The 13,717-nt window shown below is 59.8% G+C and carries 13 protein-coding genes; 9 read left to right on the top strand and 4 right to left on the bottom strand.

The genetic code is table 11. The features are described from left to right. Positions 1-241: 241 nt before the first annotated feature. Positions 242-955, bottom strand: coding sequence for an SIMPL domain-containing protein (locus V6607_RS28250; RefSeq protein WP_003216012.1), 714 nt, complete (start codon positions 953-955; stop codon positions 242-244). 206 nt (positions 956-1,161) lie between these two features. On the opposite strand from V6607_RS28250, the gene V6607_RS28245 reads away from it, so the two are divergent. The 3 genes from V6607_RS28245 to V6607_RS28235 all read left to right on the top strand — a co-directional run bounded on the left by V6607_RS28245 (position 1,162) and on the right by V6607_RS28235 (position 4,802). Next, complete coding sequence (locus V6607_RS28245) at positions 1,162-2,424, top strand: ATP-binding protein (protein WP_003216013.1); 1,263 nt, start codon at positions 1,162-1,164, stop codon at positions 2,422-2,424. Beyond that, a complete protein-coding gene (locus V6607_RS28240; protein WP_003216016.1) occupies positions 2,417-2,977 on the top strand; it encodes a response regulator transcription factor in 561 nt (186 codons plus the stop codon). The genes V6607_RS28245 and V6607_RS28240 overlap by 8 nt, the downstream gene beginning before the upstream one ends. Positions 2,978-3,077: 100 nt before the next feature. After that, entirely contained in the window at positions 3,078-4,802 is a 1,725-nt protein-coding gene (locus V6607_RS28235; protein WP_338742155.1) for an ABC transporter ATP-binding protein/permease, read from the top strand. Positions 4,803-5,000: 198 nt separating this feature from the next. Here the strand turns inward: V6607_RS28235 and V6607_RS28230 are convergent, their stop codons facing one another. After that, positions 5,001-5,438 (bottom strand): DUF1043 family protein, encoded by a 438-nt coding sequence (locus V6607_RS28230; RefSeq protein WP_003216019.1) that lies wholly within the window; start codon positions 5,436-5,438, stop codon positions 5,001-5,003. Between the two features lie 147 nt (positions 5,439-5,585). Between V6607_RS28230 and V6607_RS28225 the strand changes: the two genes are divergently transcribed. The 3 genes from V6607_RS28225 (at position 5,586) to zapE (ending at position 8,760) form a co-directional block, all read left to right on the top strand. Then, positions 5,586-6,215 carry an alpha/beta fold hydrolase gene (locus tag V6607_RS28225; RefSeq protein ID WP_023659190.1) on the top strand — a complete coding sequence of 210 codons (630 nt, stop codon included), beginning with the start codon at positions 5,586-5,588 and terminating at the stop codon, positions 6,213-6,215. A 16-nt stretch (positions 6,216-6,231) separates the two neighbouring features. Next, positions 6,232-7,587 carry a tryptophan--tRNA ligase gene (locus V6607_RS28220; protein WP_102604564.1) on the top strand — a complete coding sequence of 452 codons (1,356 nt, stop codon included), beginning with the start codon at positions 6,232-6,234 and terminating at the stop codon, positions 7,585-7,587. 78 nt (positions 7,588-7,665) lie between these two features. Continuing rightward, positions 7,666-8,760: a cell division protein ZapE gene (zapE, locus tag V6607_RS28215; RefSeq protein WP_003216025.1), complete on the top strand. Its 1,095-nt coding sequence runs from the start codon at positions 7,666-7,668 to the stop codon at positions 8,758-8,760. 193 nt (positions 8,761-8,953) lie between these two features. Here zapE and V6607_RS28210 read toward each other — a convergent pair whose 3' ends face one another. Further along, a complete protein-coding gene (locus tag V6607_RS28210; protein ID WP_173406101.1) occupies positions 8,954-9,874 on the bottom strand; it encodes a GlxA family transcriptional regulator in 921 nt (306 codons plus the stop codon). Between the two features lie 220 nt (positions 9,875-10,094). Here V6607_RS28210 and V6607_RS28205 point away from each other — a divergent pair, with 220 nt between their 5' ends. Next, entirely contained in the window at positions 10,095-11,231 is a 1,137-nt protein-coding gene (locus V6607_RS28205) for an acyl-CoA dehydrogenase family protein (protein ID WP_063027116.1), read from the top strand. A 123-nt stretch (positions 11,232-11,354) separates the two neighbouring features. Here the strand turns inward: V6607_RS28205 and V6607_RS28200 are convergent, their stop codons facing one another. Beyond that, positions 11,355-12,395, bottom strand: a complete 1,041-nt coding sequence (locus tag V6607_RS28200; RefSeq protein ID WP_008437253.1) for an NADP(H)-dependent aldo-keto reductase — start codon at positions 12,393-12,395, stop codon at positions 11,355-11,357. Positions 12,396-12,643: 248 nt separating this feature from the next. On the opposite strand from V6607_RS28200, the gene rplM reads away from it, so the two are divergent. After that, on the top strand, positions 12,644-13,072 hold the full coding sequence (gene rplM / locus V6607_RS28195) for a 50S ribosomal protein L13 (protein ID WP_003216032.1): 429 nt from the start codon (positions 12,644-12,646) through the stop codon (positions 13,070-13,072). A 14-nt stretch (positions 13,073-13,086) separates the two neighbouring features. Then, complete coding sequence (gene rpsI, locus V6607_RS28190) at positions 13,087-13,479, top strand: 30S ribosomal protein S9 (protein WP_003216038.1); 393 nt, start codon at positions 13,087-13,089, stop codon at positions 13,477-13,479. Positions 13,480-13,717: the final 238 nt, after the last annotated feature.

Below are 13,717 nucleotides of genomic sequence, written 5' to 3'. Positions count from 1 at the left end.
CAGCGTGTAGGCGTGTTCCGTTCTTTGATGGGGAAGATGTAGTTCGCCATTACGCGGGTTATAAGCTGAAAAGATTTATCGCCGGTGCGCTTCAAGGTGTGTGGACCAGAACACTCTCAGCCATTGAGTATTTTCTTAAGCTGATATCCGGTTATTACCGCTGATACTTCTTGAATGAAGTGCGCAGGCAAAAAAAAACGCTGCCCGTGGGCAGCGTCATTGCAACTGGGGTACCGCTCGATCAAGGCATCTGGACTTCGATCACGCCATCTGCGGTCATGTTGACCTGGCTGGTGCCGGCTTCGACTTCCGGCGTCGGTGCCGAATCCATCGCTGCGGCTTTCATCATCATCCCGCCACGTGCATACGGCTGTGGATAACCGTTGGTGTTGAAGTTCAGGTTGACGATCTTGTAGCCCTTGCCGCCCAGCGCATCGGTGGCCAGTTGGGCACGGGCCTTGAATGCGGTGACCGCTTCTTTAAGCAGGGCATCTTCGCTGGCCTTGCGGGTCGGGTTGGCGATGGCGAAGTCCATGCTGTCCATTTTCAGGTTGGTCAGCATGTCGCCGGTGAGCTTGGACAGGGCGGCGAAGTCGGCACTTTCCATGCGCAGCTCAGCGCGTTCACGCCAGCCGGTGATTTTCTGGTTCTTGTTGTCGTAGATCGGGTAGCTGTTGCGGCTACCCTGGCGCAGGGTCACGCCTTTGACTTCGCGGGCCTGGGCCAGCGCCTTGTTCATGGTGGTGGTGATTTCGGCGGCAAGCTTGGCCGGGTCGGTGTTCTGCGACTCGGTGTACAGGGTGACGATCATCTGGTCGCGCGCCACTTCCTGGCTGACTTCGGCACGCAGGGAAATCTGGTTGTAATGCAGTTCGTCAGCGGCCATGGCCGGCAGGCTGGCGAGGGTAGCGGCGCCGAGGGTGAGGGTGGCTGCACTGCGAATGAAACGAGACATGTAAGCTCCTTGAGATGTTCGTGTTCGGTAAGACTGTAGACGCAAGGTTTCAGTTCTTCGGGTTTACACATTCGCTACAAGTTGGCGGATGCCGACGAACGGTCATGATCCTGACCCCTGCGTCAAAGAGCCACACACGCCGTGCCAGCGCTGTCGCTTCGTTTATACTCCGTGCGATCCGCCTGCAGCGCTCATCGGGAGAGCTCATGCTCGCCGCCGTAAAACTGACTTCCGCCACCCGCCAGAACCTTTGGCGCCTGACGTTCATCCGCACCCTGGTGCTGGCCGCACAGGCCGGTTCGGTGGGGCTCGCCTATTGGTTCAAACTGCTGCCGCTGCCCTGGTTGCAGTTGGCCGTGACCCTCGGCTTCTCCACGGTGCTGTGTGTATTTACCGTCATCCGGCTGCGCACCACGTGGCCTGTGACCGAGCTGGAATACGCCCTGCAACTGGCCTGCGACCTGTTTATCCACAGCGTGTTGCTGTACTTCTCCGGCGGCTCCACCAACCCGTTCGTGTCCTATTACCTGGTGCCACTGACCATCGCGGCGGTGACCTTGCCGTGGCGTTATTCGGTGGTGCTGTCGGGTATTGCCCTGACCCTGTACACCCTGCTGCTGGCACAGTTCTACCCGTTGCAGACCTTCCCCATCGCCCGGGAAAACCTGCAGATCTACGGCATGTGGCTGAGCTTTGCCCTGTCGGCGGCGGTCATCACCTTTTTTGCCGCACGAATGGCGGAAGAGCTGCGCCGCCAGGAAGAGCTGCGCGCCATTCGCCGTGAAGAAGGCCTGCGGGACCAGCAGTTGCTGGCCGTCGCCACCCAGGCCGCCGGCGCGGCCCACGAATTGGGGACGCCGCTGGCGACCATGAGCGTACTGCTCAAGGAAATGACCCAGGACCATCACGACCCGGCCCTGCAAGACGACCTGAGCGTGCTGCAGGAACAGGTCAAGCAGTGCAAGCTGACCTTGCAGCAGCTGGTGCGCGCCGCCGAGGCCAATCGCCGCCTGGCGGTGGAGATGCAAGACGTCACCCAGTGGCTGGACGAAGCCCTGAACCGCTGGCACCTGATGCGTCCCGAAGCCAGTTACCGGTTTCACCTGCTGGGCCAGGGCACGGTGCCGCGCATGGCACCGCCGCCGGACCTGACCCAGGCGCTGCTGAACCTGCTGAACAACGCCGCCGATGCCTGCCCGGAAGGGTTGGAAGTGACCCTGGACTGGGATGCGGAAGATTTCACCATCAGCATTCGCGACCACGGCGCCGGTGTGCCGCTGGCGATTGCCGAGCAGATCGGCAAGCCCTTCTTTACCACCAAGGGCAAAGGCTTCGGCCTGGGCCTGTTTTTGAGCAAGGCCAGCGTGACCCGCGCGGGCGGCTCAGTGAAACTCTATAGTCATGAGGAAGGCGGCACGCTCACCGAGCTGCGCCTGCCCCGTGTCGCACGAGGAGACATCGATGAGTGACGAGATCCAAGTCGAAGGCGAAGAACTGCCGCACCTGCTGCTGGTAGATGACGACGCCACCTTTACCCGCGTGATGGCCCGCGCCATGAGCCGTCGTGGCTTTCGCGTCAGCACCGCAGGTTCCGCCGAGGAAGGCCTGGCCATCGCCACGGCCGACCTGCCGGAATACGCGGCCCTGGACCTGAAAATGGACGGCGACTCCGGCCTGGTGCTGCTGCCCAAGCTGCTGGAGCTGGACCCGGAAATGCGCGTGGTGATCCTCACCGGCTATTCCAGCATTGCCACCGCCGTCGAGGCGATCAAGCGTGGCGCCTGCAACTACCTGTGCAAGCCGGCAGATGCCGACGACGTGCTGGCCGCCTTGCTCTCCGAGCACGCCGACCTCGACACCCTGGTGCCGGAAAACCCGATGTCGGTGGACCGCCTGCAGTGGGAACACATCCAGCGGGTGTTGACCGAGCACGAAGGCAACATCTCCGCCACGGCCCGCGCCCTGGGCATGCATCGTCGAACGTTGCAGCGCAAGTTGCAGAAACGCCCGGTTCGACGTTGAACGGCGACTGAACAATCTGCTTCAGGCCGCACGGAGCCCTGAACCGATCGTTTATGATCGGTTCAAACGCCTGTTATTTTTTTCCTACCGAGCCTGAACAATGAATCAGAACGCTGAGTATTCCGCGGTCAATGACGCGGTGCGTGGGCAATTTTTAAGGAAAGTCTGGGCGCTGATCACCCCCTACTGGCGCAGTGAGGAGAAGTTCAAGGCCTGGCTGTTGTTGCTGGTGGTGCTGGGGCTTTCGCTGTTCAGTGTGGCCGTGTCGGTGTGGTTCAACAGCTGGAACCGCGACTTCTATAACGCCCTGGAAAAGAAGGACTACGACGCCTTCACCCACCTGCTGATGTATTTCAGCGTGATCGCCGTGGTGGCGATCGTCACCGGGGTGTTCACTTCCTATTTGCAGCAAATGCTCACCATCCGCTGGCGGCGCTGGCTGACTGAAACCTACTTCGCCAAGTGGCTGAGCGAGAAGAACTACTACCACCTGGAATATGGCGGCTACACCGATAACCCCGACCAACGTATCTCCGAAGACCTCAACGCCTTTACCAGCAGCACCCTGAGCCTGGGCCTGGGGTTTATCAGTAACCTGGTGAGCCTGGTGTCGTTCTCGGTGATCCTGTGGGGCGTGTCCGGCAGTATCGAGGTTTGGGGCATCACGATTCCCGGCTATATGTTCTGGGCGGCACTGGTATATGCCGTGCTGGGCAGTTGGTTGACCCACTTGATTGGTCGAAAACTGATCGGCTTGAGCAACCGCCAGCAACGCTTCGAGGCCGACTTGCGTTTCAGCCTGGTGCGGGTGCGCGAGAACGCGGAAAGCATCGCGCTGTTCAATGGCGAGCCGAATGAACACCAGCAACTGAGTGCACGTTTCGGGCGGGTGTGGAGCAACTTCTGGAGCATCATGCAGCTCAAGAAGCGCCTGAACTTTTTCACCAGTGGTTACTCGCAGATCGCGATCATCTTCCCGTTTGTGGTGGCAGCGCCGCGTTACTTTTCCGGCCAGATAGAGCTGGGCGTGCTGATGCAAGTGGCCAGTGCGTTTGGCAGCGTGCAGGGCAGCCTGAGCTGGTTTGTCGACGCGTACACCGTGTTGGCCAGCTGGCGTGCGACCTGTGATCGTCTGCTGAGCTTTGGCGAGGCGATGGAAGAAAACGAAGGCCGCAACACGGGCATCGAGTTGCAACGCCAGGGCGGCAATTTGCAGATGAGCAACCTCAGCCTCGATCTGGCGGATGGTCGTCACCTGCTCGATGGCGCCAACCTGACGGTTGCCGAGGGTGAGCGATTGATGCTCAGCGGGCGTTCCGGCAGCGGCAAGTCAACCTTGCTGCGGGCCATGGGCAATCTCTGGCCAAACGGCCACGGCAACATCCGCTTGCCGGCCGAGCGTTATCTGTTCCTGCCGCAAAAGCCGTACCTGTCGATTGGTACCTTGCGGGGTGTGTTGAGTTATCCACAGGAGGAGGGCGCGTACCCGCCGCAACGTTATGCACAGGTCCTGGAAACCTGCCGCCTGGCGCACCTGATTCCACGCTTGGACGAGGCCAATCACTGGCAGCGCATGCTGTCGCCGGGTGAGCAACAGCGCCTGGCGTTTGCGCGGGCGTTGTTGTTTGAACCGCAATGGCTGTACATGGACGAGGCCACCTCGGCGATGGACGAGGAAGATGAGGCGGCGCTGTATCAGGCGTTGATCGATGAGTTGCCGGGGTTGAGCATCGTCAGCGTCGGGCACCGCAGCAGCCTCAAGCGTTTCCATGGGCGGCATGTGCGGATACAGGACGGGCAGCTACAAGAACAGCCAGTGTCCTGAAGTCGGACTCGGTCAATGTGGGAGCGGGCTTGCTCGCGAATACGGTGGGTCAGTTAATACATCGGGTGACTGATAGACCGCATTCGCGAGCAAGCCCGCTCGCACATTGGATCAGTGTCGTCTGGTCGACCTGGTGCCAACAAAAAAGCCCGGCTGATCATCGATCAGCCGGGCTTTTTTATGCCGCTTGAAAAGCTATTACTTCTTCAAGCCGTAATGCTCATCCAGCATCCCCGGGGCATTTGGCGTTTTTGGCGCGTAATCCCGTGGCGGTTCCTGATTTTCCCGCGGAGGGGTCAGGCGTTCCCGTGGAGCGTGCGGTGCATCGGAATGCAGCGCGGCCAGCAGGCGCTGGCGGGTGATGTCGTCCAGGGCCAGGCGGTTGGCACCCTCGGCGAGATGATCCTGTACTTCCTGATAGCTCTGAGTGAGCTTTTTCACCAGGGTCGCGGTGCTGTTGAAGTGGGTAACAACCTCGTTCTGATAACTGTCAAAACGTTCCTGAATGTCATCCAGCTGACGCTGCGTGCGGTTAGGCGCGGCATTCGGCAGCAGGCGGGCAACCAGGAATCCAATGGCGACACCGGCAACCAAGGCGAGAGTCGGCAACAACCAAACTAAGAGCGAGTGTTCCACGAGTCCTTCCTCTATAAACGGCTTTGCTTTACGTTAACGGCTCGGACCTGCGCTGTATACCGCGATTAAGCTCGCAATGATGCCATGCACAGACTTTTAGCTAGACGAGTCGACCCCTTGAGAGGTCACGGAGTTCCTTCCTTGCTGATGCGTGAAACCCCCGTTTTGATCGATGGCCCGGTAGGCCAACTGGAAGCCCTGTATCTGGATCACCCCGAGCCACGTGGCCTGGCGCTGATCTGTCACCCGAACCCGGTGCAGGGCGGCACCATGCTCAACAAAGTCGTATCGACCCTGCAACGCACCGCGCGCGATGCCGGCTTGATCACGTTACGTTTCAATTATCGCGGTGTCGGCACCAGTGCCGGTACGCACGATATGGGCACCGGTGAAGTCGACGACGCCGAAGCGGCAGCCACCTGGCTGCGTGAAAAGCATCCCGACCTGCCGATCACCCTGCTGGGTTTTTCCTTCGGCGGGTTTGTCGCGGCCACCCTCGGCGGCCGCCTGGAAGCCAAGGGCGAAAAACTCGCGCACCTGTTCATGGTGGCCGCGGCCGTGATGCGCCTGCGGGATAACGACGTGTTGCCACAAGGCTGCCCATTGACCGTGATCCAGCCGGAAACCGACGAAGTGGTCGACCCGCAACTCGTCTACGACTGGTCCGCGGCCCTGAATCGCCCCCATGAGCTGCTGAAAGTGGCAGAATGCGGACACTTTTTTCATGGCAAGCTGACCGATCTCAAGGATCTTGTGCTGCCACGTCTTTCGAATTGATGACAAGCGATCACCCATGACGACCCGTACCCGCATCCTCACCGGCATCACCACCACCGGCACGCCGCACCTGGGCAACTACGCCGGCGCGATTCGCCCGGCGATCCTTGCCAGCCAGGACGCCAACGCCGACTCCTTCTACTTCCTGGCCGACTACCACGCCCTGATCAAGTGCGATGACCCGCAGCGCATCCAGCGCTCGCGCATGGAAATCGCCGCGACCTGGCTGGCCGGTGGCCTGGATGTGAACCGGGTAACCTTCTACCGCCAGTCCGACATCCCGGAAATCCCCGAGCTGACCTGGCTGCTGACCTGCGTGGCGGCCAAGGGCTTGCTCAACCGTGCGCACGCCTACAAGGCCTCGGTGGACAAGAACCTGGAGAACGGCGAAGACCCGGATGCGGGGATCACCATGGGCCTGTACAGCTACCCGGTGCTGATGGCCGCGGACATCCTGATGTTCAACGCCCACAAGGTGCCGGTCGGTCGTGACCAGATCCAGCACGTGGAAATGGCTCGCGACATCGGCCAGCGCTTCAACCACCTGTTCGGCAAGGGTAAAGAATTCTTCACCATGCCCGAAGCGCTGATCGAAGAAAGCGTCGCCACCTTGCCGGGCCTGGATGGCCGCAAGATGTCGAAGAGCTACGACAACACCATCCCGTTGTTCACCAGCGCCAAGGACATGAAGGACGCGATCTCGCGGATCGTCACCGACTCCCGCGCGCCGGGCGAAGCCAAGGATCCGGACAACTCGCACCTGTTCACCCTGTACCAGGCATTTGCCACCCAGACCCAGGAAGAAGAGTTCCGCGGTGAACTGCTGCAAGGCCTGGGCTGGGGCGAGGCGAAGAACCGTCTGTTCCAACTGCTGGACGGCCAGTTGGGTGAAGCGCGCGAGCGTTATCACCAACTGATGTCGCGCCCGTCGGACATGGAAGACCTGCTGCTGGTCGGCGCCCGCAAAGCCCGCGCCGTGGCTGCACCGTTCCTGGCCGAACTGCGTGAAGCGGTGGGCCTGCGCTCGTTCGTCAATCCGGTCGCCGTGGCTGCCACCACCAAGAAGAAAGCTGCGAAAGCCGCACGCTTTGTCAGCTTCCGCGAAGACGACGGCAGCTTCCGCTTCCGTTTGCTGGCGGCCGAAGGCGAGCAACTGCTGCTGTCGCGCAACTTTGCCGACGGTAAAACCGCAGGCGCCGTAACCAAGCAGCTGCAATCGGGTCAGGCGCTGGATGTACGCAGTGAAGCCTCGAGCTTCAGCGTGTGGCTGGACGGTGAAGTCGTCGCCGATAGCCCGGCGTTCGCCGACAGCGCCTCGCGGGATGCGGCGATCGAAGCCTTGCGCGTTGCGTTGACCCCAATCGAGGATTGACCCGACCAAGGGTTGATTGCCATTCTTCAGGGCCGTCGTTACAGTGGCGGCCCGTTTTTGTTGCCTTGCTAACGAATTATGACGCCCCTAGAACGATATCAAGCTGATCTGAAACGCCCTGAATTCTTCCATGACGCTGCCCAGGAAACTGCGGTGCGCCATTTGCAGCGCCTGTACGACGACCTGGTCCAGGCCTCGCAGAACAAGCCGGGCATGTTCAGCAAGCTGTTTGGCAAGAAAGACCACACGCCGGTCAAGGGCCTGTATTTCTGGGGTGGTGTTGGCCGGGGCAAGACTTACCTGGTGGACACCTTCTTCGAAGCGCTGCCGTTCAAGGAAAAGGTCCGCACCCACTTCCACCGCTTCATGAAGCGCGTGCATGAAGAGATGAAGACCCTGCCGGGCGAGAAGAACCCGCTGACCATCATCGCCAAGCGCTTCTCGGAAGAAGCCCGGGTGATCTGTTTCGATGAGTTCTTCGTCTCCGACATCACCGACGCGATGATCCTCGGCACCCTGATGGAAGAGCTGTTCAAGAACGGCGTGACCCTGGTCGCCACCTCGAACATCGTGCCCGACGGCCTGTACAAGGACGGCCTGCAACGCGCGCGTTTCCTGCCGGCCATCGCCCTGATCAAGCAGAACACCGACATCGTCAACGTCGACAGCGGCGTCGACTACCGCCTGCGTCACCTTGAACAAGCCGAACTGTTCCACTACCCGCTCAACGAAGTGGCCCAGGAAAGCCTGCGCAAGAGTTTCCGCGCGCTGACGCCGGAATGCACCCAGGCGATTGAAAACGACAAGCTGATCATCGAAAACCGCGAAATTATCGCGCTGCGCACCTGCGATGACGTGGCCTGGTTCGAATTCCGAGAACTGTGCGACGGCCCTCGCAGCCAGAACGACTACATCGAACTGGGCAAGATCTTCCACGCGGTGATCCTGAGCGGTGTCGAGCAGATGAGCGTCACCACCGACGACATCGCGCGGCGCTTTATCAACATGGTCGACGAATTCTACGACCGCAACGTCAAGCTGATCATCTCGGCGGAAGTCGAGCTCAAGGACCTCTACACCGGCGGCCGCTTGAACTTCGAATTCCAGCGCACCTTGAGCCGCTTGCTGGAAATGCAGTCCCACGAGTTTCTGTCGCGGGCGCACAAGCCGTAAGCGATGTGCTTGAAATGAAAAAGGCCCGCAGCGATGCGGGCCTTTTTTTATGCAAATTTCCAGGTCAACAGAAAGCAACTGTGGGAGCCGGGCTTGCCCGCGATAGCGGTCTGTCGGTTGATGCCGCTGGTGCCTGGCACGCCGCCATCGCAGGCAAGCCAGCTCCCACATTTTTACTGCGTATACCCTTTGGTTACGCGGCCTGCTGGAACTGCTGGCGATACTGGTTGGGCGACAGCTCGGTATGCTGGCGGAACAGCCTCGCAAAGAAGCTCGCGTCGTCGTAGCCCACCTCGTAACTGATGGTCTTGATGCTTTTGCGGCTGCCGGACAGCAGGCCCTTGGCTGTCTCGATGCGCAACCGTTGCAGGTAGTGCAGCGGCTTGTCACCGGTGGCGGTCTGGAAGCGGCGCATGAAGTTGCGGATGCTCATGCCGTGTTCCCGGGCCACGTCTTCGAAGCGGAACTTGTCGGCGAAGTGCTCTTCGAGCCAATGCTGGATCTGCAGGATGATCACGTCCTGGTGCAGCTTCTGCCCGCCAAAACCGATGCGCCCGGGGGCGTAGCTGCGTTGCACTTCGTAGAGGATGTCGCGGGCTACGGCCTGGGCGATGTTGGCGCCGCAGAAGCGTTCGATCAGGTAGATGTAGAGGTCGCAGGCTGAAGTGGTGCCGCCGGCGCAGTAGAGGTTGTCGGCGTCGGTCAGGTGCTTGTCCTGGTTCAGCTGCACCTTGGGAAAGCGTTCGGTGAAAGCGTTGAAGAAGCGCCAATAGGTGGTCGCTTCCTTGCCATCCAGCAGGCCGGCTTCGGCGAGCCAGAACACCCCGGTGGCTTCGCCGCACAGCACCGCGCCACGGGCGTGTTGTTCACGCAGCCAGGGCAGCACTTGGGGGTAGCGTTGGCACAACGAGTCGAAATCGTCCCAGAAGGCCGGGAGCACGATGATGTCGGCGTTTTCGAGGCCGCCGTCCACCGGCATGATCACATCGCTGAAGCTGCGCACCGACTGCCCGTCGGGGCTGACCAGGCGGGTTTCGAAGGCGGGGGTGAGGCCCTGGCCCAGCTGTTTGCCGTAGCGCAGGCTCGCGAGGTGGAAGAAATCCTTGGCTTGCATGAGGGTTGAAGCGAATACCCGATCAATGGCCAAAATGCTGACGCGCCGCAAGGGCGTGGAGATTTGGTTAGACATAATTTCATTTATTCTTATAGGGGAAAGTGGTCACCAGACGGCTGGATCGTCTTATTTTTTGTCGCATGTGTCCAGTGTCCCGTGACGCCTTCGCGGCTTAGGCTCTGTGATCCCGGTCTTGTCCGACAATTCACACAGGTGACCCATGATTCCCAGAACCTTGTTCAGCTCGGAGCACGAACTCTTCCGCCAGAGCGTGCGCACCTTCCTCGAAAAAGACGCGGCGCCGTTCCACGGGCAATGGGAAAAGCAGGGCTACATCGACCGCAACCTGTGGAACAAGGCGGGGGAGGCGGGGATGCTCTGCTCGCATTTGCCGGAAGAGTACGGCGGCCTCGGGGCGGACTTTCTCTACAGCGCGGTGGTGATCGAGGAGATCAGCCGGCTGGGATTGACCGGGATTGGTTTCTCCCTGCATTCGGACATTGTTGCGCCCTACATCCTGCATTACGGCAGTGAGGCGCTGAAGCACAAGTACCTGCCCAAGCTGATCTCCGGGGAAATGGTCACGGCGATTGCCATGACCGAGCCGGGTGCCGGGTCCGACCTGCAAGGGGTCAAGACCACGGCGGTGCTGGATGGCGATGAATACGTGATCAACGGCTCCAAGACGTTCATCACCAATGGCTTCCTGGCTGATCTGGTGATCGTCGTGGCCAAGACCGATCCCAAGGCCGGCGCCAAGGGCACCAGCCTGTTCCTGGTGGAGGCCAACACGCCGGGTTTCGACAAGGGCAAGCGCCTGGAGAAGGTCGGGATGAAGGCCCAGGATACATCGGAGCTGTTCTTCCAGGATGTGCGGGTGCCCAAGGAGAATCTGCTGGGCCAGGCGGGGATGGGCTTTGCCTACCTGATGCAGGAGTTGCCGCAGGAGCGTTTGACGGTGGCGATTGGCGCGTTGTCGTCAGCTGAGGCGGCGTTGCAATGGACGCTGGAATACACCCGGGACCGCAAGGCGTTCGGCAAGGCGATCATCGACTTCCAGAACACCCGATTCAAACTGGCGGAGATTGCCACTGAAACCCAGATCGGCCGGGTGTTTGTCGACAAGTGCATGGAACTGCACCTGCAAGGCAAGCTCGATGTGCCCACGGCCGCGATGGCCAAATACTGGGCCACGGACCTGCAGTGCAAGGTGCTGGATGAGTGTGTGCAACTGCACGGCGGGTATGGGTTTATGTGGGAATACCCGATTGCGCGGGCGTGGGCAGATGCGCGGGTGCAGCGGATTTATGCGGGGACGAATGAGATCATGAAGGAGATTATTGCGCGGGCGCTTTGAATTCTTGGTGTTTTTGAGGGCCGCTTCGCGAGCAAGCCCGCTCCCACATTCGACTGCATTCCAAAGGTGGAACTCGGTCGAATGTGGGAGCGGGCTTGCTCGCGAAGGCGGTCTAGAGATCAATCAAGGTGCAGGATTCGGATGATCCTTCTGAATCGCCTCAATCCCTGCCAGCACCTCATCCGACAGTTTCAAATCAGCGCTGGCGATGTTGCTGTCCAGCTGCTCCAGGGTCGTGGCGCCAATGATGTTGCTGGTCACGAACGGTTGTTGGGTTACAAACGCCAATGCCATCTGCGCCGGGTCCAGGCCGTGCTCACGGGCCAGTGCCACGTAACGGCTGCATGCAGCTTCCGACTGCGGGTTGAAGTAGCGGCTGAAGCGGCTATAGAGGCTCAGGCGGCCCTTGGCCGGGCGTGCGCCACCTTCGTACTTGCCGCTGAGCATGCCGAACGCCAGCGGTGAATACGCCAGCAAACCGCACTGTTCACGGATGGCGATTTCCGCCAGGCCCACTTCAAAGCTGCGGTTGAGCAGGTTGTAGGGGTTCTGGATCGACACCGCGCGGGTCCAGCCACGGGCTTCGGCCAGGGCCAGGAACTTCATGGTGCCCCACGGGGTTTCGTTGGACAGGCCGATGTGGCGGATCTTGCCGGCCTTGACCTGCTCATCCAGGGCTTCGAGGGTTTCTTCCAGCGGCGTCAGGTCTTCTTCGGCCTTGTGCTTGTAGCCCAGTTGGCCGAAAAAGTTGGTGCTGCGTTCCGGCCAGTGCAGCTGGTAGAGGTCGATCCAGTCGGTTTGCAGGCGCTTGAGGCTCGCGTCCAGGGCTTCGGCGATGTGCTTGCGGTTGTGCTTGAGGCTGCCATCGCGGATGTAGTCGATGGTGTTGCCGGGGCCGGCGATCTTGCTGGCGAGGATCCAGTCGGCACGGTCGCCGCGGCTTTTGAAGTAATTACCGATGTAGCGCTCGGTGGTGGCGTAGGTGTCGGCCTTGGGCGGCACCGGGTACATTTCCGCGGTGTCGAGGAAGTTGATCCCCGCGGCCTTGGCCCGTTCGATCTGTGCGAAGGCCTCTGCCTCGCTGTTCTGCTCGCCCCAGGTCATGGTGCCCAAGGCTATCGCGCTCACGTTCAGATCGGTTCGGCCCAGCTGTCGATAGTCCATCGGGTACTCCTTCAGGGAAAACAATCATAAAAGCAGGTTGAAATTTTTTTGGCAATCTGCATAATTGCCCACCTCTTTCTGCAGTGGAAGTGATGCGCCGCCTGCCGAAGAATCTTGCCGTTGAACGGACGCGCCGACCCGAGCCCCCGATAGCGTCTGTATCCGGCTGCCTTTGACTTGTCAAAGTACGCACTATTCAGTAAGATCCGCCGTCTAATTTACAGGGCGGCCCCTGAGGCTATTAAAGAATGACAACTTTTACTGCAAAACCAGAAACAGTTCAGCGCGACTGGTTTGTCGTCGACGCCGCTGGTCAGACCCTGGGTCGTCTGGCCACTGAAGTCGCCAGCCGTCTGCGTGGCAAGCACAAGCCTGAGTACACCCCTCACGTTGATACCGGTGACTACATTGTCATCATCAACGCCGAGCAGGTACGTGTTACCGGCAACAAAGCGCAAGACAAAATGTACTACCGTCACTCCGGTTTCCCAGGCGGTATCAAGTCTTCGAACTTCGAAGGCCTGATCTCCAAAAAGCCTGAAGCCCCGATTGAAATCGCGGTCAAAGGTATGCTGCCGAAGGGCCCACTGGGTCGCGACATGTATCGCAAGCTGAAAGTCTATGCGGGCGCTGCTCACCCTCATGCTGCTCAGCAGCCCCAAGAACTGAAGTTTTAACGGAATAGTTCATTATGTCGGCGACTCAAAATTACGGCACTGGCCGTCGCAAAACCGCTACCGCTCGCGTTTTCCTGCGTCCGGGTACTGGTAACATCTCGATCAACAACCGCACTCTGGAAAATTTCTTCGGTCGCGAAACTGCCCGCATGGTAGTTCGTCAGCCGCTGGAATTGACCGAGACCGTTGAAAAGTTCGACATCTACGTCACCGTTATCGGTGGCGGTGTAAGTGGTCAAGCTGGCGCAATCCGCCACGGTATCACTCGCGCTCTGATGCAGTACGACGAAACCCTGCGTGGCGCTCTGCGCAAAGCTGGCTTCGTGACTCGCGATGCTCGTGAAGTTGAACGTAAGAAAGTTGGTCTGCGTAAAGCGCGTAAGCGTCCGCAGTACTCGAAGCGTTAATTCGCTTTTACGTTCCAGAAAACGCCCAGCCTCCTCACGGAGCTGGGCGTTTTTTATTGCCTGCTATTTATGTAAAAAAATCTGTGTGACAACTTGCCACATCCGTAGAGCCCCTATACTCAAAGGCTTGGAGCCAGTGCCGGGGGTAATTACCTTGTCAGACGTGGGGCTTTTCATTACCATTCGGCAAAATTTTTATAAGTTCAGATTTAACACTTAGTAGACGCCTGATTTAACA

Origin of the sequence: Pseudomonas sp. KK18 (genome assembly GCF_037094675.1) — a bacterium.
Taxonomy (GTDB): domain Bacteria; phylum Pseudomonadota; class Gammaproteobacteria; order Pseudomonadales; family Pseudomonadaceae; genus Aquipseudomonas.
Note: the sequence above shows the minus strand (reverse complement) of the source record. Positions and strands in the feature narration are given on the sequence as shown.

What these genes read in the sequence shown, in the direction of transcription:
- V6607_RS28250 (WP_003216012.1), bottom strand. Translation starts at nt 955, where the DNA reads ATGTCTCGTTTCATTCGCAGTGCAGCCACCCTCACCCTCGGCGCCGCT.
- V6607_RS28245 (WP_003216013.1), top strand. Translation starts at nt 1,162, where the DNA reads ATGCTCGCCGCCGTAAAACTGACTTCCGCCACCCGCCAGAACCTTTGG.
- V6607_RS28240 (WP_003216016.1), top strand. Translation starts at nt 2,417, where the DNA reads ATGAGTGACGAGATCCAAGTCGAAGGCGAAGAACTGCCGCACCTGCTG.
- V6607_RS28235 (WP_338742155.1), top strand. Translation starts at nt 3,078, where the DNA reads ATGAATCAGAACGCTGAGTATTCCGCGGTCAATGACGCGGTGCGTGGG.
- V6607_RS28225 (WP_023659190.1), top strand. Translation starts at nt 5,586, where the DNA reads ATGCGTGAAACCCCCGTTTTGATCGATGGCCCGGTAGGCCAACTGGAA.
- V6607_RS28220 (WP_102604564.1), top strand. Translation starts at nt 6,232, where the DNA reads ATGACGACCCGTACCCGCATCCTCACCGGCATCACCACCACCGGCACG.
- zapE (WP_003216025.1), top strand. Translation starts at nt 7,666, where the DNA reads ATGACGCCCCTAGAACGATATCAAGCTGATCTGAAACGCCCTGAATTC.
- V6607_RS28210 (WP_173406101.1), bottom strand. Translation starts at nt 9,874, where the DNA reads ATGCAAGCCAAGGATTTCTTCCACCTCGCGAGCCTGCGCTACGGCAAA.
- V6607_RS28205 (WP_063027116.1), top strand. Translation starts at nt 10,095, where the DNA reads ATGATTCCCAGAACCTTGTTCAGCTCGGAGCACGAACTCTTCCGCCAG.
- V6607_RS28200 (WP_008437253.1), bottom strand. Translation starts at nt 12,395, where the DNA reads ATGGACTATCGACAGCTGGGCCGAACCGATCTGAACGTGAGCGCGATA.
- rplM (WP_003216032.1), top strand. Translation starts at nt 12,644, where the DNA reads ATGACAACTTTTACTGCAAAACCAGAAACAGTTCAGCGCGACTGGTTT.
- rpsI (WP_003216038.1), top strand. Translation starts at nt 13,087, where the DNA reads ATGTCGGCGACTCAAAATTACGGCACTGGCCGTCGCAAAACCGCTACC.